This window comes from Niallia sp. Marseille-Q9988 (assembly GCF_976954375.1).
Genome location: NZ_CDRJSZ010000007.1, coordinates 229,761 through 254,504, shown reverse-complemented (window position 1 = coordinate 254,504; position 24,744 = coordinate 229,761). Strand labels below are relative to the sequence as shown.

The window sequence follows — 24,744 nt, the reverse complement described above, 5'->3', positions numbered from 1 at the left end:
ATAATTAGACATCTTTAACCTTTGAAAATCGAAATAATATAAATTTGTCTACACAATTATACAAATAATGTCTTGTTATATTTGGATTGATCTTTCTTTACCTATTATTCTGCATTTGCTATTACCTCAACAGTTCCGTCTTCTGCATAATGCATAATATTCACAATTTTATAATGAGCTTTTTCTATTACAATTGTTTCTCCAATGGAGGGAGCAATTTGATATATCACTTGTTTTGATTGCCAGCCCTTCACTTTATGCTGATATAAGGTATTTAGTCTCACCATGCACAATCTCCTCTTTCTATTGATATTCCAAAGGATTTTGCCCTATATGAATATGTATGCTATTCTACATTTGTCCTTTCCCTTTTAATAAATAAAACTTATTTCAGTTAATGACTTAAGTAAAGAATAGATGTAATCTGACAATCTGTTCAGAACATTTATGAAAGTATTTTCTCTATCCAATGACTTGGTTTTTCCAAATAGTTTGGTATCTTAGTATCAGCATCCCCATTAGCTGAATTAATTTGCGATTGTGTAAGAAATAGAGCACCACCCAAGTTTGCTCCTTTTAAGTTAGCGTCTCGTAGATCTGCTCCAATAAAATCAGCTCTTCTCAAATCACAATTGCTTAAATTCGCAGCAATCATTAATTTTCCTCGAAAATCTTCCCCTTGTAAATTTAATCCCTTTAAATTAGCACCGATATAATTTGATTTTTTCTTTCGTCCTTTTTTTCCTTTATTCGTACTATTCTCTCTATACTTTATGCTTGAAGCAATTAAAAGCTCATTAACTTTATTTCGGTGGGAAATAAGATCGAGTATTAAAATCTCTTTTGGTGTTCTTTCCGTTAGTTCTACTATTGCTTCGTAAATCCGTTGAAGTTTATTATGAAAAGAAGAAGTTTCCTCTAAAGTAAGAGCTTGCCTTAAATAAAAGAGCATTTCATGTAGTTGTTGAACAATTGGAAAGACACGGAACATTTCATCTGCATGTTCTCCCTTCCGCCAGTCCTTTCCATGGTAAATCTTTTGTGATACATGCTGTCCCGCCCCGAAACATTCATAGGATACACAACCGCGGAACCCTGTTTCCCACAATTTGTCATGGATCGAGCATGCATTGTTTGAACATAAGTTTCTACATGATACCCCACTATCTTTATCAAAAGGAAAATCTGCAGATTCTCCATATGGCAATGCTACACAACATAACCCAAAACAATTATTGCAATCTGACTTTAATGCATTATCCATATTCAAAACCCCCAGTAATTATTCACAAGATTCTCGGCGAATCAGGCATACTATTTACTAAAATAATGTAAATAAGAATAGAAACGGGCATAGTTAAAAGAAAAATCAATCGAATACCTAAAGGTGTAATACCAAAATATTCACCTATTCCCCCACAAACACCATAAATAGATTTATCATTCTTTGATTTCATCATTTTACGATTCATTCTGATTCTCCTCTTCATCTAACAAGCTATTTGAAATTCCAATGCTTAATAGACTATTGTTTATCTTTTAATTCCCTTCATTTCCGATACTCCATCAGCCAACAATCTTGATACTCCCCTTCATGTAGTTCTCGTTTGGGAAGAATTTTAACTTTTTTCAATCCACATTTTTCATAGCATTTAATCGCCCTTACATTCCTTGTTTGTGGATCCATCACTACTCGATCGGCTTTTTGATTCTCGATTAAGAAATGAATCATCGAACTTACAAGCATTTCCCCAATTCCTTTATTCCAATATGCCACTTCTCCAATAAATTGATCAGTTCCGTATATTAATTCCTTACTATATGTACTATATCCAAATAACTTTTTCGCTTCACTATCTAGTGGATAAAATTGTATATACCCTATTGCTCTATTTGAATATTCGACAATGCCTTTTACTTCTTCCTTATCATTAGGCGGATAGAACACCCTATTCACTTTATCTAAATCAAAGGGATTATCTCTTCCTTCATAATATTCAAGGACAGATGGATCTGAAAGCCATTTTGCTAAATATTTATTATCTTTTTTTTCCAATTTACGAACTTTTAAAAGCCCGCTTTCAAATAGTTTCATCTACAAATCTCCATTTTCTATCATTTTCTTGCAATGATTGTAAATTCCCATGGGATATTTTCCATTTTCCAACCACGATGTTCTTCAAAACGCTCTAGTCTTAACCCAGCAGCTATCAATGAATTAATAATTTCGCTAAGTGTATAAAAGCGGATAGAAACATCTGGAAAATCATCCTGTTCTTCTTCAGGAAAAAACTGTTTATAGGCAATATCTCCTGTTTGTAATTCTGTATCAAAATAGGCTAGTTTCACATTAAAATCATCATTCAAGCATTTTAACAAAGGATGGAAGTCACTTAAAATCAATGTTCCATCATTCTTTAAAAGAGAAAACAGAAGTGACATGAAATGATCTATATCCTGAAAATAATGTAGAATCCCACCTTCGAGATAGAGAATATCAAATGCTTCTCCATATGTCTGTAAATCGATTTCGTAAATATCTCCTACAATATAATTTATAGATGTATTAGCATGATAAGCTAATTCCCGAGCATATCGTTCATTCTCCTTGGATATATCAAAGATTGTTACTTCAGCTCCTAACAGTGCTAATGGAACTGCCTTTCTTCCATTTGATCCACAAAGATTGGCAATCTTTTTTCCTTCTACATTCTCAAAAAACGTTTGATGCTTTTTTAAACTTGTTCGAGGATCTTTCAATATTTCTTTCGCCTTTTCCTTTGGGTGCCCATCACGCTTCATCCAAAATTCATAAGCACGGTATTCCCAAGCCACTTTATTAGTCGTACTTTGCTCATTCATAAGGAAATGCTCTCCTTTATAATTTTTCAACTCACTCCCACAATCTTTTCACTTCTACTAATTCATTTCTCAAAAATTTCATTCGGTAAATATCCGGCTTTGTTGTATGGAGTAAAAAATCTAAATCAAACCGCTTGTCATAATAGCCCATCATTAGCGTCATTACTGCACCATGGGTTCCAATTACTATCTTTTTTCCTGCATATGTATTTAGTAACTGTTTTAATACCGTTATCGCTCGTTTTTGACATACATTATTAGATTCAGCTCCAGTTAGAGCATAATCAGGATTCGAATATGACCTACTAAGACAAGATTGTAATTCATGATCAGAAAGAGGAGTATCTCCTTGACTAAACACTCTTTCTTTTAAATCCTCAAAAACGAACACCTCTTTGCCCAAATCTGTACCTAAATCCTTTATTGTTAAAATGGCGCGTTGATAAGGGCTCGAAACAAATAGATCTATTTCTTCCTTATGAAGAATTTTGCCGATACGTTCAGAATCTTGTTTCCCTTTTTCCGTTAGCCCTCTTGTTCTTTCTGTGCCTTCTGTTTTTGGCGATTCCCCGTGTCTTACCATGTATATATAGGTTATCACCTTACTCCCCTACTTTCATGCTTCCAATTTGGAGCCACTCTGTAATGGTATTTTTTACAAAATGCTTCTCTATAAAGGTAAGAACTTCCTCGTTTCCCGGTAATGTGACTAATTGCCTTGCTTCATCAAAAGACAGCCACTTGTACTCACTATGCTCCTCATTTAATTCTACAACTTGGTTTTCCTCTACAAAACCAACAAAAACTGGGGCAATATATATGTAATTTTCTAATGGTGAATATAATTGATCAAATGTATTCGAGCTATAGAGATTTACGTTTGTAATTCCTGTTTCTTCCCTTACTTCTCTTAAAGCGGCTTCCCAAGCTTTCTCCCCTTGTTCTAGGCTCCCACCTATATAACACCACATATCTTTCAATATCTGGGTCGCACGTTTCATTAACAAAACATGATATCCTCCCTTTATTTTTTTTAGCAAAACAACAGCAATCCCATTACTATGAATAGGAGTTTCTATTTTGATGTTCACCAATGAACTCTCCCTCCATTCCATCATTCTACCTAATAATTTTTAAAATTTAGATAATATTTATTATAAACTTTCAACCCTTAATATGGAAATATTTCTCCATTTTTACTTTTAATGAAGTGAATAAGTGGACGATACATAATTCCTATCATTAGAAGAGTAAAATGAAACTATACTAACAATCCACAACAAAAAAAGCATTCATTTGCGAATGCTTTTTTGGCAATATTTCCTTTTATCTTACACCTTACATCATATTAGCCACTAATTGAAGCGCACTTAAGAACAGACCGATAATAAAACCACATACTGCACCGTTTACACGAATCCATTGCAGATCTTTACCGACGTTATTCTCAATCATATCGACTAGTGTTTCGTTATCCAGCTTATCAAGATTTTCTTTTACTAAATTGCCAATTTGATCATGGTTTTTCTCGATAAAATTAGAAATTTGCTGAATAATCCACGGATCAATCTTTTCGCCATTTTCTTCGATTTTTTTCATTAATTGCAGAATAAATGGAATTGCTTTTGTTTCCATGAACTCCTCATTTTCAAGAAGCTCGATTGCTTTTTCTTGTGCTTGTTGAAGGCTAGCTAAAATCGTATGATTGGATTCTAGGGAGTCTAGTACCTTATCCTTCCATGTATTGATTCCTTCTAATACTTTATCATTTTCTGGAAGGCTTTCGATTTCCTTGCGAATATAGAGAATAAGTGCTTCACGGTTTTGCTCCCCATCTCTTTGAAGACTTCGCATTCCACTCAAGCAAAGATTTTGGACAATTTGCCCTAACTTATCTTCTGTTAAAATATTCTGCAATGTTTTTAAAGCAAATTGAAGCATGCCATTTGCCTCTACATTATTTAATACATTCATGGAAACAGAGCCAAGTTTTCGAGCCGTCTCTTCTTTTCTGAGCCACGTTTCTGTTTTTACAAGAACATGATCTAATGCTTTCTTATCAACTTCTTCTGAAAGTAATTGATTGGTAAGCAGCTTTAAAATATTACTAATTTGGACATCAGATAAAGCCGCTGACATTTGCTTACGCACAAATGGAGTGATTTTTTTTACATCAATATTGCTAATTGCTTGCTGTGTAGCTTTTATCATTGCTTTCTTTACTGGTTCTGTTTCGATTCTTGTTTTAATGGTTGCTGTAATCTTTTCGGTAAAAGGAATATTCTTCACTTTATCCTGAATGCTTTCCTTTGATAACCAATCCTTTTTCAAAACATTCACTAATCCATTAACCATTCTATCCCTATTTTTAGGTAATAAAGCGGTATGTGGTATTGGTAAACCTAAAGGATGTCTAAAGAGTGCTGTTACGGCAAACCAGTCTGCTAATCCCCCGACAAGTCCTGCTTCAAAGCCGCCATGAACTAAATGTATCCAGATATTATCTTGAAAAGGGAAGGTTAGAATAAATCCCAATCCCATGATAAGAAGTGAATACCTTGCAAGTTTTCTTGATGATTTTTTTTCCACGCAATGTCCCTCATTTTACTTTTAAAATCGTTTATACATTTTTTTAGGTTATAGAACCTCTATCCTGTAGTATACCAATAATCTCCTAAAAACAGAAAGATAAAGTAGATATTTACCGAATTTTTTCTGTTTGCATACAAAAAGCCAAAAGGTTCCTCCTTTCAGCTTTCTTTATCGCTTTATTATTTGTCTAATTGGGACAAGAATTCATTCATGACATGTCGATATTGTTCTGGTTCTTCTATATAGGCCATATGGGCACTTTCTTCAAATACATGAAAAGCTGCATTTGGCGTTTTGCTACTAAAATATTCCGTTGATGCTGGTGTTGCTTCATCATATCGCCCACAAGTATACAATGTTGGTATAGATATTTCAGATAACCGATCCGTACAATCAAATGATTTTAAGTTCCCTTGCACAGTAAATTCGGAAGGTCCCCACATTACTTGATATACATGTGGATTTCTAAAATGCTTCCCCTTTTTTAAATGTTCTGGGTAAGGCTTTAATCTACATACAAAATGGTCATTAAACACTTCAATTGCTTTTTGAAAGGCAGGTGTATCTGTCTTTCCGTTTTCTTCACAGTTTTTGATGGTTTCTTGAACCTCTAGTGGTAGTAAAGTTAAATTTTTCTTTTGATCTTTTTCCCATAATGGTGCGCTTAAACAAGGGCTTGAGAAAATAATACTGCTAATCCCTTCTGGTTCACCAAAATAATATGCAGCTGCAAGGGTTGTGCCCCAAGAATGGCCAAGTATATGTACTTTATTCAGCCCTAATCCTTTTTGAACTAGCCCAACTTCTTCCACAAACCTGTCTAAAGTCCAAAGGGAATCATCATCTGGCCGATCTGATTTGCCACAGCCTAGCTGATCATATAAAACGACCGGGCGATCAATTGCCAAATCTTTTAATCCTTGTAAAGAGTAGGAGCTAGAACCTGGTCCTCCATGTAAAACAAGCAGTGGGATTTTATTAGCTGTCTCATTATGTATAACATACGAAACTTTTCCACCTGTTACTTCTATAAATCCTTCTTTCATCCGTTTTCTCCTTTACGTATTTTACTTACTAGTTTAGCACATTACCGAATATCTCTCGTAAGTAAATAGATTATTCCTTAAGCTTTTTTTCGATAATCTCAACACGATTGCCGAACGGATCACGAAATTCAAATCGTTCAAAGCCTTCAATTGGAATGGAAGCGCTATTTCTACTCCTAGTTTGCTAAGTTTATTTTTCCAATCACTCATATTATCTACTTGATAAGCTAAATGAGATTTCGTTGTATAGCGATCAAAACCCTCCTCTGTGCCAACATGAACATCTATATTTCCAAGTGACAGCCAAAATCCACCTCTCCCTTGCAACGATGAAGGCTTCTTTATTTCCCCTAAACCTAATACTCCACAATAAAAATCCTTAGCTTGTTGTTCCAATCCTTTTGGTATCGTTATTTGAACATGATGAACGCCAATAATAGTCATCTTTTCTATTCCTCCCCCCATATCATCCTCTTATTTATCGTACAATATAGACGTCTAAAGAAACATATTATAATTCTAATCACTTATGATAAGAAAAAATAATGAAGAATACATTGATGATATAGCATTCGTTTCTTTGCTAATCAATCTTATTTTTTATATAATGTAATTAAGAAACTGAATATTTAATCTTTTCAAAGGAGGAACCTATGGAGTTACTTTTTGGTTTATTAATTGCTTCTGCTCCATTATTAGCTTCTATTTCGTTTGCAAATATGGCAAAGAATAAACAATAAACTGAATATTCACCACAGCGGATGCCCTATACATTTTGGACATCCGTTAATTACTATGTTTCTTTTCCTTCCCAAGGGAAAACCCAGTAAATAATTTTCCGCCATATGGCTTTAATACTCTTTCCGTAAGTATAATAATGTTTTCCTTTTCCCTAGTCCGATAAAAGGTTTCAAACGCTTCAATGAATTCATCCGCAAATTTTTGATCAAATTGCCGTAATGATCGCACCATCCATTTCGATGTACCAATCCACTGTTTATTTACTCTTAATACAAATTCATGGAGAAGGAAGCTTAGTGTGCTTGCTATAAAAATTACCTCTTGCTCATTGTCTGAACCGATAAAATCATCCAGTACGTCTGATATAAAGTAACGCTTTGTTCGAATTGTTTCCTCTGGCCATTCTTTCGGACCTTCTGCCAGCATTTCTTCTGCTTCTTTTTTTATAACTTGCAAAACTCCGTCATCTTTTAAAACGATTCCTTCTGTTACCATTCGTTGCATAGAAGGTTTTGCTAAATTATAATCCATTAAGAAAAAATCCTTATAAGAAGCTAAATTATGTACAAATATCTCGATTGGCCAACCAAATTCCATCATGGACTCTCTATAAGAGGAAACGATTTTCTCATCAAAAATGACAATATCAAGATCAGAAGTAGGTGTCGCTTGTCCTCTCACCACACTTCCTGCTAAAACAGCAGCATTACAATTCGGAAAATATGTATCTATAAACAATCGAGCTGCTTCCATTGGCACTATTTTTTCCATGTAAATCCCCCTTTTCGAGTCGCTCCATCATTCGATAGTTAATTTGAATTCCTTTACAAAAACCGCGGTTCCACTTATCTCCACATCCAATTGACCTTTCCTTTCAGCAACAAGAACAGTTACTCTTCCATCACGCCCTATCTCCTGACCTTGTTCAATGATAATAGGCTCGTTCTTCCACTTTTCATCCACATAGGTAACGTAATATGCTCCCATTACTCCCGAAGCTGTTCCAGTAACAGGATCTTCTATTGTACCTGAGTAAGGGGAAGAAAAATGTCTTCCATGCATCGTTGCATTTACATCATAGGTTTCAAGAGAAAATGGATGAATGGATGCATGGGGAATTTCCTTTAAAATAGATGGAAACAAATCATTTTTTACAGCCATTTTCGAAAATACATGCAGTTCCTTAATAGGAACAAGTAATGTCCAAAGCCCTGTATTTCCATATAGAATCGGATGCTTTTCATCTATATCAGATTCTTTAATACCAATCACATCTGCTAATTCATGGCGCGAACCTTTAAATTCTTTAAATTGTGGTGTTACTTGCTTCATAATAATGGAAGGAGAAGACTGTTTATTTTGATTGATCCGAATAGGTAGAACACCTGCTTTGGTTTCAATCGAAAAGACCACTTTTTCAGAAAGATGACCATTTGTTTTTAATGCAAAAATAGTAGCGATAGTGGCATGTCCACAAAGATTCACTTCATGGCCTGGGGTGAAATAACGAATTTTCAGATCCGCCCTATCTGATCGTAATACAAAGGCAGTTTCATTAAAACCCACATCTTTTGCTATTTTTTGCATTTCTTCCTCTGTATATTTCTCACCCTCTAATACGATTCCAGCTGGATTCCCCTTATCTGGCTGTTCTGTAAAAGCATCATAATGCAAAATAGAAATTGTTTTCATCTCATGATCTCCTCCTATTCTATTTATCTCTCACTAATCATCTATCATACTCCATCCGCTTTGCTGTTTCCCTGCCCACTTCTTTGCCACATAATTTCTCCACTAAATGAAAGGACATATTGATTCCCGCAGATATCCCACCAGAAGTTAATATCGTTCCTTCATCCACAAATTTAACATTTCTTACAAGCTGAACCTTTTGGAATTCCCTTTCCAACCTGTCAATATCCATCCAGTGCGTAGTTGCCCTTAAATCATCCAATAAACCGGCTTTTGCTAACAAAAATGCTCCTGTACAGACAGAAGTCATATATTCCACTTGTCTTGCTTGCTCTTTTATCCAATTAATAACAACAGGGTTATGCATTTCGATTTCTTCTGCACCATAACCACCAGGAAGGATAAGAATATCCAAATCAGGGTGGTTTTCAAAAGAAAAATCTGCTTCTATCTTCAGACCATTTCTTGCTATAATAGTCCCCCCTTTTTCTGAAATAGTATGGACATGGAATAATTTATTCTCCCCTCCAGCTAAAGAGAAAACTTCAAATGGACCAGCAACATCTAATACTTCTACTTCATTAAAAATCAATATTCCAACAATACGCTCTTTCATTTTGCCTCCTAAAATAGTTACTCCTATAAAAAATTTAATAAATGAAAAACAACTATAGTCTTTTTCATCCTACCATGAATTTCGAATTTTTAAATAATATTTTTTCTCACTAGTGTTGCATAAATATTGTCGCAATTTTCAGTCTGATTATCCTCCTTGTTTAGAGCCAAAAAGGTAAATACCTATTCAAAGGTGGCTCCATCCATTTGGTTTTTTTTTACAATTAGACTTGTGCGACAACAACAATTTGCTTATTAAGGGATGGCTTTCCCTTCAATCTTTCGAAGCCAGATATGAGCTGGTTTCCACAATGCAGCCCTTAAATAACGGCTAATTTGTAAGGTTTTTCGCTTACTTCTTGTTTCAAGTTGTACGAGAACATGTAGGCAAAAAACAATCAGTGCGATAAACACTTGGTTTTGAATCGCCCATTCACTTTGACCGTAGAACTTTTTGATGCTGAGATGCTGTTTGATCCATTTAAAGAACAACTCAATTGCCCACCGTGATTTGTACATCTCTGAAATTTCTTCGGCACTCAAATCAAAACGATTGGTAATTAAATGCAGTTCATTTCCTTTTGAATCCATCACTTTTAGAAGACGAAAGTAATTTTCAGCACGGTTTTGAGTCGTACCAATCAACACCATTTGATCTGACAAAACAGCTGAATTCTCGGGTAGTTTAAAATTATAAACTTCCCGTATGACTGCGTTTTTCCGTAGCCTTGAAAGAAAAAAGTAACCATCATCTGTCATTCGGTCAAAGCGCTCGTAATCTAGGTAGCCACGGTCAAACACATACATGCATTCTTTATCATCAACCATGATTTCAAGCTGACCACGATCATGTTCTTTTGCCGTTGTTAAAACAGCCTTTTCAGGATAGGAACTCCCTTTTTCCATAAACACAAGTCTCAAATGCAACTTGACACCCGCTTTTGTTTTGCGGAACTTTGCCCATTTATGATTGGTCAAATTAAGTGGCAATGTGCTTGAATCAATGATTTTTAACGGCATAATAAGCTTTGTATAATGTGTTTTTGCATGAATTTGTGCGACTAAATCAAGGAAAAGCCTTTGAAATAAATCTGGATTTATACCGTTTAATCGGCGTGAGAGCTGAGAAATACTGATTGAATCAAGATCAATGCCTTTTTGTAGTTGGTCGTCGAAAAGACAATCGCTTAGCTCATGCAAACTTTCGACTTCTTGTAGCTGTGCAAAAAGGAGTAATTTTAGAAATGAGTCTGTTTTTAGTTTTTTCGTATAGTAATCTAATTTCAACGTTTTCACGGTTTCTTCAAAAAGTTGAAGATTTATTGGTGAAAACCATTGTCCAAATGAAGTTTTTCGTGTAATCTTGTCCATGAGTTGGTCCTTTTTTAGTGGATTTGGACGGGTTACCACCTGACTTATCCATTATAAAGGACTTTTTCTTTGCACAAAATAATAAAATTGAACATTTTGAGTATTTTTAATAGTGAAAATAAATTAATGCAACACTAGTGATTTTTTCTAAATATCTTAAAAATAAATGGTATAATATTTGTTCGAATGTTTTAACTGGGAGGAAGGTATGATTCAAGCAATTGGAGTCGTTGATTTTCATTACAAGCCAATGAGAACAACGAAATATAAAGAGAATGTTACAAAGAGATTAAATGCAAAAACAAATAAATTTGATGATTCCTTTGAAGTCATTACAATATCGGAACCATATGACATGGATGGAGACATTTATGTCCGTGTATCCTGTTCCTTTACGATTTATATGTATGAAAAGGCCTATATTCGAAACCCTGAGGAGTATGTAGGATCTGTCTTTCCTACTTTAAAAGAAAGAATAACACCAAATATAATAGCAACAAAGGTTTATAGTTTAACCAAAAGAAGATAAATATTTTTTCATAGATAAAAGGAATGTGCACATTTTTAGCGAATAAAAGGGAAAATAATCTTTTTTAGGAGGAGAAAAATGCAGCATCATTTATCTTTAAAGCAGGAAAACTTGCATGGTTCCTTTAGCAATAACTATAAACCAATATTAACAGTGGAATCAGGCGACTCGATTACGCTAAAGACACTGGATATTGAATGGGGCTATTCAGCCTCTAAAGAGGAAGATTATCGTAAATACTCCTCACGAGAACAAGAAGAAAAACCACAGCATCCGATGATTGGTCCTATTGCTGTTAGAGGTGCTAAGCCTGGAATGGTTTTAGAAGTAAAACTTAATGATATTGTTCCAGGTTGGTATGGACGTAATTGGGCCGGCGGAATGGCGAATTGGCAAAATAATGCGATTGGAATCTCTCATACTGACAGAATTCAATTAGATTGGGAATTAGATACGGAGAAAATGATTGGCTCAACCTCCATTCATTCCCGACCATTTCATATTGCCTTGCAGCCGTTTATGGGTGTTCTTGGCGTTGCTCCAAAAGAAGCAGGTGTCCATTCTACCTCTCCACCAAGATATTGTGGTGGTAATATTGATTGTAAGGAAATCGTAAAAGGCAGCAGTTTATTTTTACCAATCTCTGTTGAAAATGCTCTTTTCTCCATTGGAGACGGCCACGCACTCCAAGGAGACGGAGAAATCTCAGGTACAGCAATTGAATGTCCAATGGAGCATGTAGACATTACATTAATTGTAAGAAAAGATATGGATTTAACGTATCCTAGAGCGAAAACGCCAAATGGCTGGATTACATTTGGGTTCGATGAAGATTTAAATAAGGCAACAGAAATTGCCTTATCAGATATGATCTCTTTAATGGAGCAATTCTATTCTATTTCACGAACAGAAGCAACTGCTTTAGCCAGTGTTTCTGTTGATTTACATATTACGCAAATTGTTAATGGAGTAAAAGGTGTTCATGCCATTTTGCCACATGGCGTTATCCGTTAATTAGGAGGATTTACTTTGAGAAAAAAAGATAAAAAAGACTCCTTTGCTTGGAATCTATTAGAAGTATTACTCGATTTCATTGAAATCTTCTATGGCTTTTTCCGATTTTTATTTCGCTCATTTTTGAAACTCTAATTAAATATGTATGACAAGGAGAGAGGAGGAAATATTAGATTAGTTCCTCCTCTCTCTGCTTTTAGCCCACTATACTTAGAACCTTTGCATTCCCTTGTTAATTTGCCTTAAAATTATACAATGGCTTAATAATTTCTGCGATATCAATTGTATCTGCTGTGTGCTTAATAATTTCTTCCATCGGTTTATAAGCAAATGGACTTTCATCTAATGTACTATTCTTAACTGAAGTGCTCCAAACATCTTTCATCGATGTTTCAAAATCCTTTAAACTAACTGTTTTTCTCGCTTTCGTTCTCGACATCAATCTTCCTGCTCCATGTGGGGCGGATTGATTCCAGTCATCGTTGCCTTTCCCAAATGCAATAATGCTGCCATCTCTCATATTTAATGGAATGATTACTCTTTCTCCTTTTCTAGCAGAGATTGCACCTTTTCTTAATATCATATTTTCCATATCAATATAATTGTGAATAGTAGTAAATTGATCTAAAATAACCCAGTTCATCTTTGTAACTATGACATCAATCATTGCAAGACGGTTTAAATAAGCATACTTTTGAGCAATTTTCATATCGTGCATATAGTCTTTAAATCCTTGAGATTCTAAATAAGCAAGCTCTTTGTTTATTTTCGGTAGTTTCATACTATTTATACTTGATTGGATTTCAGCATGTCTTCCCTCTTCTTTCAATTTAGCAATAAGTTCTTTTTTCATCCCATCAACATTTAATAAATTATCATAAGCAAGTGTCTGGTAATATTCTGCAACTTGTGCCCCTAGGTTACGGCTGCCGCTATGTATAACAATATACACATTTCCATCAGTTGATTGATTCAACTCAATAAAATGATTTCCGCCACCTAAGGTTCCAATACTTTGTTCTGCCCTTTTTCTATTTATTGGTGCTTTCACTTCATCCAAATCTATCTCTTCATTATACGGATGTGCTTTATCACGAATAGAGAAACCGCTTGGAATGTATTTGCGAACAGCGGCATCTAATGCGTCATAATTGATTTCTTTATCCCCAGTATTCACTTTCGCCACCGCCATGCCACACCCAATATCGACCCCTACTAAATTTGGAACAATTTTGTCATGGATAGTCATTGTTGTCCCAATTGTACAGCCAACGCCTGCATGGGTATCTGGCATAATGCGGATTTTGCTTTTTTGTGCAAATTCCTGATCACACAATTCTTTAATTTGTGCTTCAGCCATTTCTTCTAATTGATCAGTAAACACCTTAGCAGTATTGTATTTTCCTGTTAATTCAATCATTTGGTCACTTCCTTTTCTGATTATCTTTTTTAACTTTCATTTATCCCCATATTTATTGACGTACCTTCTTAAACTGTTATACACTTAATATAACAGTTATGAAATAGGTTGAAAGGGGAAAATCGAATGAATTCTATCTATTTAGGAGTATCTCTACAATTATTCCTTGCTGTAATTGTGCCTGTTCTTTTAATGATATATTTACAAAGAAAAAAGATGATGTCATGGAGATCCTTGCTTGTTGGAGTACTTATCTTCATAGTTTTTTCACAAATTCTAGAAAAGATCGTTCATTTCCTCGCACTCGCTCCAAATGGAACTGAATTAAGATGGAGCACAAACCCATATATCTTTGCCTTGTATGGAGGGCTTGCGGCCGGAATATTTGAAGAAATGGGTCGATATTTTGCTTTTAAAGTATTCTTAAAAAATAATCATCATTTTAATGATGGGCTATCTTACGGTTTAGGTCATGGAGGAATAGAAGCAATACTTATAGGTGGAATGTCAGCACTAAATTCTCTCCTTATCTCCGCAATGATTAAAACTGGGAACTTAGAAACTATTCTTGGAGCTGCTGCTACACCTGAAGAAATTACGAGCATTAAGGAGCAATTTGAGGAAGCAAACACTTGGGTTTTTGCCACAGGCGGATTAGAAAGAATTTTTGCTCTTGCTTTACATCTCGCTCTTTCTATCCTTGTTCTGTATGCTATTAGACAAAACAAATTCACCTATGTTCTTTACGCTATTATCATCCATGCAGCAATTAATTTCTTGCCAGCTCTTTATCAAGCAGGCACTTTGACAAATCTTCTTGTCATCGAGATATTCTTAGGATTCATTGCTATTCTGTCATTCGTATTTATTGTAAAAATGAAACCAAAATTTGAGAGGTAGATTTTATCTCTCTCCTTTTTTATCGAAGAACATTTTATTTACCACTGTTCCCCATCCCATTCATCCAAAATAGATACATATTCCGTTTTCGCACCTGAACTTGTGGAACTGCTATTTTCGTAGTAGTTATATGGTTCTACATAATTATTTTCCCTATCATAACCTTTAACGCCAAAATGCAGCCCTTCTTCATTATTAAAAGTAAATAAATCTTCTTCCTGTTCCTCAACCTTTATCTGAGTAGCCTTCCATATCCTCTCCCATTCATCGGTGACTTTGTGTATCCCATATGGCTTATCGCCTAAAGAAACAACTTCCTCTATTTGGATTGCAGGTTCATAAAATTCAACACCCCATCCACTTCTAAAATTCCGATGCTTATTCATAAAAAAAGTAAGATGATCTATTTTATATTTTGTTTCAAGGTTCCATATAAAATATGATTCAGACTTATTTCCACCTGTAATTTTCCACAAAAGCGGTTGTCCTGATGATGTTACATAGGTTACTTCCCATTTATTCTTTTTCCATTCTAATAAACTATAGCCATATTGATTATCACTAGAAAGGTGGGGCATAAAAATATGATTATCGTCGATAGCCATTTGTTCGAAAATAGACTTAATGTTTACATCGCCTGTTTCCAAAATCATTTTCTTTAATTGATTTTCATTTGGAAGAGAAGAAGGAGTACGTTGCTCTTCATTTAAAGGAAGAAAAATAAGTAAACATATAGCAATTATTAATACGACCACTAAACTCCATATCCATTTATATCTCACTTATTCTTTCCTTCCTTCTATGATGGATTTAGACGATTGAAAATAGAACTGCTCTTTTTCTGTTGAAATAAGCATGCCTTTTCCATCTTTTTCAATATAAATAGTAGATTCATAGCCACTCCCCCACTTTGGACTTGCTCCTAAAAGAATATAGGGAAAGCGTTCCGTTGTCTGATATGGCGCCTGTTCATCCTCTTCCCATTCTTCCTCATCTATTTCTGGATATGATTCATCATACCAAAGCATCGAGTCCATTTTGCTTAACTCCCATGATGATAGACTTTCTATAAACACCTCATTATTAAGATCTGCTTGTTTACCAGAAGGATGGATTAATAGAATGCCAGGATCATCTAATTCAGCTAAAAAAGTTTCTACTTTTTCTATTGGATACAAAATATTCTGTAATGGAGAAATAAGTAAAGTAGTTATAAGAAAAATATAATTCCCAAAGAACCCAAACCAGGCATATGGTCGATATATCTTCCATCGTTCTTTCTTCTTTCCAAAAACCAATATTAGTATCCATACACCAAGTGGTAATATTGCTATTTTCACTGGTGTTTCACCAATGGCGAACTGAAAGTTAAAACAAAATAAACCTATGTAGACAACAATTACCATTTTCCATATAACAGGTTTTTCCGTTTGTCTTCTATATAAATAACAAACAGCACAAATAAGTATGCCCCAACCAAATATGTTCATCAAATTTGTGCTTAAATGATTTGCTTGCCAAAAATCAAGCATAGATAATCTCCAATCTATAATAGCTTTTATATTTATCCTTATTTTAGCATATTTCCCAAATTGCAACACTCTTTATTAAGAAAGCATGAATGTTATATAACTTGTAGAAATAGAATTATAATAGAAGAATCCTAAACCCTATGATAAGATACGGATAGGCAAAATAGAATATCTAAATGCATAATAGTGATAATCATTTAAGGAGTGCAGTAAATGGAAAATTGGATTATGGAAATAATGGAAAACTTCGGATATATCGGAATCCTTTTGTTAATTATGCTTGAAAATATCTTTCCCCCGATTCCATCGGAAGTGATATTAACATTCGGGGGGGCGATGACGGCAAAAACAGAGATGACTATAACAGGGGTTGTTCTCGTTTCTACGATTGGGTCGGTTCTAGGAGCAATCATTCTTTATTTTATTGGTTCCTTATTAGAAATCAAGAAGTTAGAAAAAATAGTAGATAAATGGGGTAGAATTCTCCGATTGAAAAGAGAAGATTTATATAAGGCAGATCGCTGGTTTGATAAATACGGTTATTGGACCGTCTTCTTCTGCCGCTTTATTCCGCTAATTCGAAGCTTAATTTCACTTCCCGCTGGTATGGCAAAAATGAATTTTGGTATCTTTTTATTTTTAACAACAATTGGTACGTTCGTGTGGAACTTTGTCCTTATTCGAATTGGAGCAGCAGTAGGCGACTCTTGGGAAGATATCGTCCACTATATGGACATGTACTCCAATGTTGCATATACGCTTATTGCTATCATAGGAATTGCTTTTATCGGAAGATATATTTATAAACGAATGATTAAACAAGATTAATTGATACTGCTCCTCATCTCATGGACTTTTTCCATGAGATGTTTTTCTTTAGCTTTTTTCCGAATTTGATAAAAAGAATAAAATAATATTCCAATAATTATTATTACATAAATAATGCTCATCCTCATTGGATAAATGACGATAATTCTTGCATGCTTTATAAAATCAATAAAAAAATAAGCAAAAATTCCGAGGAAAAAATCTTCATTAATAAACCTTTATTCTTCATTTTTGCCCCACATCTCTGTAAAGTTTTATCCATATACCATCTTATGAAGCATTAAGAATATTTAGTTATGAATTATTAAAAAGGATTTTAATTGTATAAAGAAAGAAACCATATAAAGAAACTGCATTTCCAATTTTACAAGTAAATAATTCATCTAATTTAATCTGCTTATTGAAAAAAGCACGGTAGAAAAAAGCCTGCCTTATCCTTTTTTTCAAGACAGACCGGAATAGTTAAACAATGAACATTTGTAGAATAACAGTCGCTCCACAAATAGGAACATCCTCTGTTTTTAGACAAATCATTCCCTTTTTCACTTCGTAATTTTCCTTTGGTTGCAAGACAGCATTAATAAATAAATTCATATAGGATACCTTCGATGGATCTAGAATTTTTTGATTTCCTAATTCCTTTACACCATCTTTCTCTGTAAAAATATTCGTTATTCCATCAGCGATAGCAAAATACTCTATAACCATCATTTTCTTAGGGATGTGCACATAAATCTCTGTAGAAGGAACGTCAGGAAGTATCAAATAAGGCTTAGGCAATCGTTGTTTTTTTTCCATTTCCCCCACCTTTTTTGCCATAATATTTATTTTATAAATAGAATGTCAGATGGTGCACATATTGTGATTAATTCCATTACGTCTAGTCGTTTTCGTTCTATTTTCATATCATAAAGTATAAATGGATTAAGGTGGTGATACTATGCCTTTGCAAATCATGAAGCTTGCCGTGAGTGCAGCGCTTGATATTGATACGGTTCCAACTGTTGATCGTTTTTTTAATATCGTTACCGAGCCAGTAACTGGAGCAGGAACACTTACAATTGCAGCAGATGATTTTATGACAGATACTGGTGCCGATGGCGCAACGTTACCAGAACTTACTGCTGATAACAGTTATTTAAATGTGTATGTAAATGGAGTACTCCAAATGGATGATCTTATTGCTTATACACCTGGAGGTACTGGTGTTGGACAATTAATTATTACCGTTCCTGCAGATTCTACCGTTATTGCTGATACTCCTGTTGTATTAGAAATTACCAACTTTGCACCAACCTCAGAAGCAACCATTACAACGTAAGAATACGACAGGCAGAAAAACTATCCATTTCTCTGCCTGTTTTTTTCTTGTACATAAAATATCTAACCTAATTTATAGCCACTACATACTTCTATCGAGCAATTTAATGAAGTTGTAGGTGCAAATGGTTAATAGAAAGCATATTACGATTCCATTAAAAAAAGGTAACCTATATTGAATTTCCTCTAATCATTTGGATTAATAATCGCCAAAATCTGATGATCTTTCCACTGTCCATTTATTTTCACATTACTTTTTGCTATTCCTTCTTTATGAAACCCCGCTTTCTCTAATACGCGAATCGATCCTATGTTATGTGGCATGACTCCTGCTTCTAGACGATGTAATTTCAGGGTGTTAAATGCATAATCAACTAACTGTTTCACTGCCATTGTCATATATCCTTGGCCATTTTGCTCTTTATCCAGTACATAGCCTACAATTGCGTTATGAGCAGGTTCTCTTCTTACCATATATAGATTGACACTTCCAATCAAAACATCCGTTTCCTTTAAAAATATCCCGAAATGATAATCAATATCCTTTTTCTCATTTTCTTTCCATGTTGTAATAAGCTCACGTTGGAATTCTAATGTATAAAATAGTTCTTTCCTTGCAATTGAATATTTTTCAAAAAACTTTCGATTCCTTACCTCTAATTGCCAAAGACTTTCTGCATCTTTTTCTTCAAATAACCTTATGTATATTTGTTCAGTCGTTTGTACCATTTAAACGCTCCTCTCTCTTCATAATTTTAACCCCCTTCCTTTATAAAAAACAACAGATTTTTCTGACAACAAGGGATATAAATTTTAGAAGCAAAACGGAGCTACAAGAAATTTTCTCATAGCTCCAACTTATCCTTATTTTGTAATATCAATGGTAAAGGCTTGATCAAAATAATACGTATTTGGACTAAAAATCGTATAGTCATCGTCCATAAGATTGCCATCCATCACTGCAATTGCATCAGAGTTTACAGTAGAAGGTACATTTTTTTCATAAATACGGTAGTAATCCTTCCCTTCTTTATCCCGAATAATAAATGGCATATACTCATACACTGGTACATCTGCATGATAAGAAAGATAGGTTTTACCATCTTTTTCTTCCACGTTTGTAATCGTAATATAATTCCCTTTACCAATTGGTAGATTTGTTTTGCCACTAGCATTAAATTTTGTAGAGTTCTCTGCAGTTATTTGTGGTTCTTTATGATATTCAAACGGTACAATGGTTAATGATTTCATTAATGGATTATTATTCTCATAATTACTTAATAATCTATCAGGACCATTATCATTCACATAAACAGATCCCCCTAAATTAGTTTTTGTTTCTCCACTATCATCTTTTATCACATAATCTAAGTTACTACTATTCTTTTCCTCTTGAAGTCCTTGTAAATATATTCGAATAGGTGTTATAACCAATTTTTCAACCTGCACATTATTTCCTAATTCCGGGATATTTTTGTTTAAGTCAATGACTTTACTGTTTTCCATTGCTTTTACCGTTTCTATTGGCAAGTCAAATTCCCAGTTCCCTTTTATTTTATTATTTTCACTTTCATTTTCTAAGCCTAAACCGAGCTCTTCCAGATTGAATTGTAAATGAAATGTTTTAGGTAAATTAAAAATATCTAGTTTATTTTCTTCAATAAACTTTTCTTCTGAATCTATTTCATGATTAAAATCAAACGAGCCATTATTTAATGGAAAAACCGTCACACCATTGTAAACTGTATTATTTTTATCTTCAAAATCACCATATTCATTTGATACCGATACAAAAGACTCTTTATCTCCTGCTACAATTTTTGCATTTTGCGGAAATAAGATTGGCTTATGTTTAAATGGGTCTTTCTGTTCTGCTTTATATGACACCAGTAGATAATACCCATCAAAAATGGTATTAGTAATCGTTAATTTAACTCCTTGACTTTCTTGTACTTCACTTGTTTGGAGAGACACTTTTTCATAGTCATTTCCTAATGAAAGAAATTTCTCTAAATAGGTAGGAATGCCAATATTTTGTGCTAATGATGGGTTCATTCGAAATGTTACCATGGATAAGACAAGAATTGCGGCCGCCGCTGTTGAAATAATCATTCGTTTTTTCTTACCATGCATTTTATGACTTGGTAAATTGGCTAGTGTTTCATTTATTTTGTTTTCTAGTTGCTCAGAAATCATATAATCATCTTTTACCATTTCTTTTACCTTTTTATCAAAGTGATCAGTCATTGTTATTCTCCTTCCTTCTCTTGTATATTAAGCTTTTTTTGAAGCTTTAATCTTGCTTTGGAAAGCCTTGAGCGAACGGTTCCTTCTGGAAGAGCCAGTACATTAGCAATTTCTTTTGTTGATAAATCTTCGTAGTAAAAAAGAATCGTAACAATTCTTAATTTTTCTCTTAAAGAATGAACTGCATGATACAAATCTACATTTGTATATGTATCTTCTGTAGTAGCTAGGTCATTAATGTTATTTTCCATTGGAACAACTTTTTTTTGACCTCTTAAAACTGTTGTACATTCATTAATTAGAATTCGTGTAATCCATGTTTTGAAATACTCTGACACCTTTAGTTTTCTAATATTCTCATATGCTTTTAAAATTGTAATTTGAATGACATCCTCTACGTCTGCTTCATTTTGCAATATTCCCTTGGCTACTCGATACAAACTTATTTTATTTTCTTGAATTAAATGCACAAATGCTTCTTTATCTCCTTGTTTTGCTAGTATTACTAAATTATTCATTTTCTCCACTTCAAAACTTTTCAATGCAATAATTTTCAACCTTTTCCCCTCCTTTCTAACTATTTGATAAGCTATCAGCTTAAAATGTTCCCTTTTTCGCAAAAAAATCTTACATTGCAATATGCAACATAAGATTTTTTGAAAGCTATGTACCTATTAGCAATTTTCCCATGATTATATGGAATGAAAGTTTTTTGCTTAATGCCTATTATTCCTGCTGAAAATTATTCCTTAATTACCGTTGAAATAGGAGTCTCTACAATTAATTCTTCATAATGCTCTGTATATTCGCCGCCGATGAGATGACGATGCCCGAACTATTGTGAAGTAGTTCGCTTGCCTCATCTGCCAAAACAGTTGGTTAAGGTTATATAGTGAAATTCTTTTATCCCCCGTTCTGTCAGTGCTAATGTATATCTAGGGCATATACATTTGCCAATTTGCTCTTTCTAAAATAAATAAAGATATTTTCCCACTGCGTGTAGAAACCAATTCTGCAAATTCCTTCACCAATCTACTCGTAAATGGAGGCCACCACCAAATAAGAAGAGATGTCTATCCATTATGATCTTCCCATATTCTTTGCACAGCCTGTAACTGTTGACCTTCAAAGGTTAGTTTATAAATATCAGGCATCTGTAAATTTCTCCAAAAATAAAAATCATATTCCTTAGAAAAGTATTTCATTATTAAGACCATGATATTTCCATGCGTACCAATAACAATGTTTTTATTTTCATATTGTTTTAGTAAATGAAAAAGTGCTCGTACTCCTCTTTTTTGGGCAATGATATTCGATTCCCCGCCGTCCCATGCAAAAGTTTCCTCTGTCCACACCTTTTCGATTGCCGTATTAAAATCACTCACTTCTCCTGATGCTAAGACACGTTCTTTTAATTCTTCGATGGCTTCAATCTCAACTTGAAAATATCCAGCAATACCCTCAACAGTCTGAATCGCTCTCTTATAAGGACTTGAGACAACAATATTGACTGACTCTTTTTCCATTCTCTTTGCTACTCTTTTAGCATCTGCAAGACCTTTCTTTGATAATGGCCTGCCTAATTCATCTGTGGAATACTCCGAGTGAGCATGTCTTACAAAATATACCGTTGTTAAAGAACCCACTTTTTTCCTTCTCTCTTTTACTAAATGTCTTTTATTATTGCATATACATTTGCATCATAAGTTCGACCATTTTGTACAAAATATGATTTGAGAATGCCCTCATGGTGAAATCCGAGCTTTTTAACAAGATTATTAGATGCAGCATTTTCTAAATAAACCAAAGCCCCTAAGCGGTTTAAATGAAGCTCTTCTAATGCATAGGAGACAACTCTTTCTACCGCTTCTGACGTGTATCCATTTCTCCAATAATCGGGATGTATTTCATATCCGATTTCAGCTCGTTTATGTGTGAGGACAAAATTATTTAAACCAAGCGTGCCAATTAGGCGCTTGCTTCCTTTCCTTTGAATTCCCCAACGAATTCCCTTATTATTTCGATAGCTATCTGAAAAGTGGCGGATTAATGTTACCGCTTGATCCATGTTTGAAAAAGCTTCTTGGCCATAATAGCGCATTACTTCTGGTTTAGAAAAGGAAGAAAATAAGTCTGCTGCATCTTCTTTTACTAGTTCTCTTAATATTAATCTTTCAGTCTCTAATGTTGGAAACATTTTAATCCCCTTTTCTCTGTTTATCCATCTAAAAAATTACCATTTTTTCCTATTATAATCAATTTCCGCTTATTATCCTAGGGTAATTAAAAGCTGTGTACTAATTTCCTACTATATCTAGAAAAAGGAAATGGCTAACAAAACGAAAGGCTGTGTTCGGAAAGCTTTTTGCTATGACCTCCGTTATCTTTAGTCTATAATTTACATATTGTAAAATACAAAGAGCTTTCATTATTAGTTAATTTTGCATAATAAACGGTAGAAATGCCCGTAAAGAAAATGATCTCATTCCTTATTATAATTCTTTAAAATAGATGCTCCATGGTATAATAATAGTCATATAGTGTCAAAAGGAGGAGTTACTTTGACAACGATCTTTTATAGCTTCCTGTCTGCCATTATCTTATTAGTAGTTCTTTCCCTATTATACTTTTGGTGGCGGACAGATAAATATGTAGAAAATCTCCAAGCAATTCGCAAGTCGTATTATGTATTATTCTTTCTTCTTATCTGCTTGGTTTTTTTTTCTAATCAGCTGCAAATAGTCGACTGGAAAACAATATTGTCTTTTGTTTGTGCTGCCGTCTTTCTTGATATTGCCGTTTTCCAAACTCCTGATATTCTGAAGATTTGGAACACTGAATTTCAGCACAGCAATTATATCCGAAAAACAATCCGCAAAAATGAGGAAGTTTTAGGGTATAATGCAAAAAAAGTTCAAAACTTTACAGAAGTTATTTCCAAAACAGCTGAACATTTTATAGATCGTAATCCTCCTCAGCATTGGAGGCAATATCGAGAAGAATTACGTACATATTTAAATCTTTATGCCGACACATTTCAATTTCATATCGCCATTTTTCCATTTGCGATTAGCACAAATGGAGAAGAATTAAAAGAAAATGTGAATATAGCTTTTAATAGTGTAGAAATTTGTTATAATATTAGCTTTCTAGATAACGAAAGTAGAACCAGCATTATTCAAGAGCTTCTCGAAGGAAAGAGTATTCCATTAAAGGGTCCAGGTACTGATTCAACAGTAGAGGAATTAACGAAAAATGTTTTTATCGTTGCATATTATGGGGAAAGTTACAATATGCTGATTGGTATCAGCTCTCATTTCGTAGAAGTTGACGGAATCGACGCTTCCCATATACTGAACCTCGCACAAATTTTCGATTGGTACATGGTTTAAGGCTCCATTTTACATATTCTGTAGTATAATAATATATAGATAAAGCATGAGCATTTCTAACAAACGAAAGTTTGCTAGTTTCCTTGCTTAATAGCTTGTGTCTTGTTCATTCAAACACTTTTCTTTAAGGAGGAATTGATATGGCAAGCAAAAAGAAAACGACAGCTGCTTCAAATCCTACTCCATTCAACAAACCAAATAAACAGTCGAAAAAGTCAATGAATCCGAATAGGAGAAAAATGACAGTAGCAGTATCAGAAACATTTGAAGATATTCATGACATGAATAAAAAAGCATTAAACTTACTAGCAAAACGTGCTTAATTAGTTATAGTCTCAAAAAAGGAGAAGAATTCTTTCCATCAAGAATTCTAACTCTTTTCCGAGACTCTTTTTTTACGTTTTAAAGGCTTGTATAAGAATATTGAAAAGATGGAAAACCTATAGATAAAAAGTAATCAAGAGGCTTATTTCTATGACAATAAAAAGAAAACAAAATCGCAATCCTAATCGTCGACATATGTGTGTACCATCTATGCATTTTTCTGCTTCTATTTACAATAAGAATGCAATAGAATTATTAGAATCCTTAGAAAAAAGAACGAAATTCAGTAACTGATTTTGATCTCAAAATAACTCGTTAA

The 24,744-nt window shown here is 34.0% G+C and carries 30 protein-coding genes and 1 pseudogene; 8 read left to right on the top strand and 23 right to left on the bottom strand.

Going from position 1 to position 24,744, the window contains the following annotated elements:
- Window positions 1–104: 104 nt before the first annotated feature.
- The 14 genes and pseudogenes from ACWNMZ_RS14870 to ACWNMZ_RS14805 all read right to left on the bottom strand — a co-directional run bounded on the left by ACWNMZ_RS14870 (window position 105) and on the right by ACWNMZ_RS14805 (window position 10,919).
- Window positions 105–287, bottom strand: coding sequence for a hypothetical protein (locus ACWNMZ_RS14870; protein ID WP_031535841.1), 183 nt, complete (start codon window positions 285–287; stop codon window positions 105–107).
- Window positions 288–445: 158 nt separating this feature from the next.
- On the bottom strand, window positions 446–1,264 hold the full coding sequence (locus ACWNMZ_RS14865) for a pentapeptide repeat-containing protein (RefSeq protein WP_235252065.1): 819 nt from the start codon (window positions 1,262–1,264) through the stop codon (window positions 446–448).
- A 22-nt stretch (window positions 1,265–1,286) separates the two neighbouring features.
- Complete coding sequence (locus ACWNMZ_RS14860; RefSeq protein WP_251629456.1) at window positions 1,287–1,472, bottom strand: PspC domain-containing protein; 186 nt, start codon at window positions 1,470–1,472, stop codon at window positions 1,287–1,289.
- A 77-nt stretch (window positions 1,473–1,549) separates the two neighbouring features.
- Window positions 1,550–2,095, bottom strand: coding sequence for a GNAT family N-acetyltransferase (locus ACWNMZ_RS14855; protein ID WP_251629455.1), 546 nt, complete (start codon window positions 2,093–2,095; stop codon window positions 1,550–1,552).
- Window positions 2,096–2,115: 20 nt separating this feature from the next.
- A complete protein-coding gene (locus ACWNMZ_RS14850) occupies window positions 2,116–2,862 on the bottom strand; it encodes a class I SAM-dependent methyltransferase (protein WP_251629454.1) in 747 nt (248 codons plus the stop codon).
- 31 nt (window positions 2,863–2,893) lie between these two features.
- On the bottom strand, window positions 2,894–3,463 hold the full coding sequence (locus ACWNMZ_RS14845; RefSeq protein ID WP_251629452.1) for a histidine phosphatase family protein: 570 nt from the start codon (window positions 3,461–3,463) through the stop codon (window positions 2,894–2,896).
- Window position 3,464: 1 nt separating this feature from the next.
- Entirely contained in the window at window positions 3,465–3,953 is a 489-nt protein-coding gene (locus tag ACWNMZ_RS14840; RefSeq protein WP_251629450.1) for an NUDIX hydrolase, read from the bottom strand.
- Between the two features lie 247 nt (window positions 3,954–4,200).
- Window positions 4,201–5,451: a DUF445 domain-containing protein gene (locus tag ACWNMZ_RS14835; RefSeq protein ID WP_251629448.1), complete on the bottom strand. Its 1,251-nt coding sequence runs from the start codon at window positions 5,449–5,451 to the stop codon at window positions 4,201–4,203.
- Between the two features lie 182 nt (window positions 5,452–5,633).
- Window positions 5,634–6,500 (bottom strand): proline iminopeptidase-family hydrolase, encoded by an 867-nt coding sequence (locus tag ACWNMZ_RS14830; RefSeq protein ID WP_251629446.1) that lies wholly within the window; start codon window positions 6,498–6,500, stop codon window positions 5,634–5,636.
- A 70-nt stretch (window positions 6,501–6,570) separates the two neighbouring features.
- Window positions 6,571–6,944, bottom strand: a pseudogene (locus ACWNMZ_RS14825) (VOC family protein).
- Window positions 6,945–7,286: 342 nt separating this feature from the next.
- Complete coding sequence (locus tag ACWNMZ_RS14820) at window positions 7,287–8,012, bottom strand: nucleotidyltransferase domain-containing protein (protein WP_031535859.1); 726 nt, start codon at window positions 8,010–8,012, stop codon at window positions 7,287–7,289.
- 27 nt (window positions 8,013–8,039) lie between these two features.
- Window positions 8,040–8,933, bottom strand: a complete 894-nt coding sequence (locus ACWNMZ_RS14815) for a PhzF family phenazine biosynthesis isomerase (protein ID WP_251629444.1) — start codon at window positions 8,931–8,933, stop codon at window positions 8,040–8,042.
- Window positions 8,934–8,970: 37 nt separating this feature from the next.
- Window positions 8,971–9,549 carry a DJ-1/PfpI family protein gene (locus ACWNMZ_RS14810; RefSeq protein ID WP_031535863.1) on the bottom strand — a complete coding sequence of 193 codons (579 nt, stop codon included), beginning with the start codon at window positions 9,547–9,549 and terminating at the stop codon, window positions 8,971–8,973.
- A gap of 254 nt (window positions 9,550–9,803) precedes the next feature.
- Entirely contained in the window at window positions 9,804–10,919 is a 1,116-nt protein-coding gene (locus ACWNMZ_RS14805; protein ID WP_016201461.1) for an IS4 family transposase, read from the bottom strand.
- Window positions 10,920–11,127: 208 nt separating this feature from the next.
- Between ACWNMZ_RS14805 and ACWNMZ_RS14800 the strand changes: the two genes are divergently transcribed.
- Together ACWNMZ_RS14800 and ACWNMZ_RS14795 are read left to right on the top strand one after the other, a co-directional pair.
- Window positions 11,128–11,448: a hypothetical protein gene (locus ACWNMZ_RS14800; protein WP_031535866.1), complete on the top strand. Its 321-nt coding sequence runs from the start codon at window positions 11,128–11,130 to the stop codon at window positions 11,446–11,448.
- A gap of 78 nt (window positions 11,449–11,526) precedes the next feature.
- Window positions 11,527–12,462, top strand: a complete 936-nt coding sequence (locus tag ACWNMZ_RS14795) for an acetamidase/formamidase family protein (RefSeq protein WP_031535868.1) — start codon at window positions 11,527–11,529, stop codon at window positions 12,460–12,462.
- Between the two features lie 232 nt (window positions 12,463–12,694).
- Here ACWNMZ_RS14795 and ACWNMZ_RS14790 read toward each other — a convergent pair whose 3' ends face one another.
- Window positions 12,695–13,882, bottom strand: a complete 1,188-nt coding sequence (locus ACWNMZ_RS14790; RefSeq protein WP_031535871.1) for an RtcB family protein — start codon at window positions 13,880–13,882, stop codon at window positions 12,695–12,697.
- Window positions 13,883–14,008: 126 nt separating this feature from the next.
- On the opposite strand from ACWNMZ_RS14790, the gene ACWNMZ_RS14785 reads away from it, so the two are divergent.
- The gene (locus ACWNMZ_RS14785; protein ID WP_035416067.1) at window positions 14,009–14,782 is read left to right on the top strand and encodes a YhfC family intramembrane metalloprotease; all 774 of its coding nucleotides are present in this window, start codon (window positions 14,009–14,011) and stop codon (window positions 14,780–14,782) included.
- A gap of 38 nt (window positions 14,783–14,820) precedes the next feature.
- Here the strand turns inward: ACWNMZ_RS14785 and ACWNMZ_RS14780 are convergent, their stop codons facing one another.
- Both ACWNMZ_RS14780 and ACWNMZ_RS14775 read right to left on the bottom strand, forming a co-directional pair.
- On the bottom strand, window positions 14,821–15,564 hold the full coding sequence (locus ACWNMZ_RS14780; RefSeq protein ID WP_031535875.1) for a hypothetical protein: 744 nt from the start codon (window positions 15,562–15,564) through the stop codon (window positions 14,821–14,823).
- On the bottom strand, window positions 15,565–16,314 hold the full coding sequence (locus ACWNMZ_RS14775) for a hypothetical protein (RefSeq protein ID WP_048717390.1): 750 nt from the start codon (window positions 16,312–16,314) through the stop codon (window positions 15,565–15,567).
- Window positions 16,315–16,527: 213 nt separating this feature from the next.
- Between ACWNMZ_RS14775 and ACWNMZ_RS14770 the strand changes: the two genes are divergently transcribed.
- Window positions 16,528–17,142, top strand: coding sequence for a DedA family protein (locus tag ACWNMZ_RS14770; RefSeq protein WP_031535880.1), 615 nt, complete (start codon window positions 16,528–16,530; stop codon window positions 17,140–17,142).
- A gap of 462 nt (window positions 17,143–17,604) precedes the next feature.
- On the opposite strand, the gene ACWNMZ_RS14765 is transcribed toward ACWNMZ_RS14770, so the two are convergent.
- Window positions 17,605–17,940 (bottom strand): DUF4183 domain-containing protein, encoded by a 336-nt coding sequence (locus ACWNMZ_RS14765; protein WP_031535885.1) that lies wholly within the window; start codon window positions 17,938–17,940, stop codon window positions 17,605–17,607.
- A 142-nt stretch (window positions 17,941–18,082) separates the two neighbouring features.
- On the opposite strand from ACWNMZ_RS14765, the gene ACWNMZ_RS14760 reads away from it, so the two are divergent.
- A complete protein-coding gene (locus tag ACWNMZ_RS14760) occupies window positions 18,083–18,463 on the top strand; it encodes a DUF4183 domain-containing protein (RefSeq protein ID WP_031535887.1) in 381 nt (126 codons plus the stop codon).
- 185 nt (window positions 18,464–18,648) lie between these two features.
- Here ACWNMZ_RS14760 and ACWNMZ_RS14755 read toward each other — a convergent pair whose 3' ends face one another.
- The 5 genes from ACWNMZ_RS14755 to ACWNMZ_RS14735 form a co-directional block, all read right to left on the bottom strand.
- Window positions 18,649–19,191, bottom strand: a complete 543-nt coding sequence (locus tag ACWNMZ_RS14755) for a GNAT family N-acetyltransferase (RefSeq protein WP_031535889.1) — start codon at window positions 19,189–19,191, stop codon at window positions 18,649–18,651.
- Between the two features lie 135 nt (window positions 19,192–19,326).
- Window positions 19,327–20,709 carry a DUF4179 domain-containing protein gene (locus ACWNMZ_RS14750; protein ID WP_031535891.1) on the bottom strand — a complete coding sequence of 461 codons (1,383 nt, stop codon included), beginning with the start codon at window positions 20,707–20,709 and terminating at the stop codon, window positions 19,327–19,329.
- A 2-nt stretch (window positions 20,710–20,711) separates the two neighbouring features.
- Window positions 20,712–21,266 carry a sigma-70 family RNA polymerase sigma factor gene (locus ACWNMZ_RS14745; RefSeq protein WP_031535892.1) on the bottom strand — a complete coding sequence of 185 codons (555 nt, stop codon included), beginning with the start codon at window positions 21,264–21,266 and terminating at the stop codon, window positions 20,712–20,714.
- A gap of 516 nt (window positions 21,267–21,782) precedes the next feature.
- Complete coding sequence (locus ACWNMZ_RS14740; protein WP_031535895.1) at window positions 21,783–22,355, bottom strand: histidine phosphatase family protein; 573 nt, start codon at window positions 22,353–22,355, stop codon at window positions 21,783–21,785.
- Between the two features lie 20 nt (window positions 22,356–22,375).
- Complete coding sequence (locus tag ACWNMZ_RS14735; protein ID WP_031535896.1) at window positions 22,376–22,906, bottom strand: GNAT family N-acetyltransferase; 531 nt, start codon at window positions 22,904–22,906, stop codon at window positions 22,376–22,378.
- 364 nt (window positions 22,907–23,270) lie between these two features.
- Here ACWNMZ_RS14735 and ACWNMZ_RS14730 point away from each other — a divergent pair, with 364 nt between their 5' ends.
- The 3 genes from ACWNMZ_RS14730 to ACWNMZ_RS14720 all read left to right on the top strand — a co-directional run bounded on the left by ACWNMZ_RS14730 (window position 23,271) and on the right by ACWNMZ_RS14720 (window position 24,719).
- The gene (locus ACWNMZ_RS14730; RefSeq protein ID WP_031535898.1) at window positions 23,271–24,101 is read left to right on the top strand and encodes a type II toxin-antitoxin system SpoIISA family toxin; all 831 of its coding nucleotides are present in this window, start codon (window positions 23,271–23,273) and stop codon (window positions 24,099–24,101) included.
- 140 nt (window positions 24,102–24,241) lie between these two features.
- Entirely contained in the window at window positions 24,242–24,424 is a 183-nt protein-coding gene (locus ACWNMZ_RS14725) for a hypothetical protein (RefSeq protein ID WP_031535900.1), read from the top strand.
- A 151-nt stretch (window positions 24,425–24,575) separates the two neighbouring features.
- Entirely contained in the window at window positions 24,576–24,719 is a 144-nt protein-coding gene (locus tag ACWNMZ_RS14720; RefSeq protein ID WP_204375778.1) for a hypothetical protein, read from the top strand.
- Window positions 24,720–24,744 lie beyond the last annotated feature (25 nt).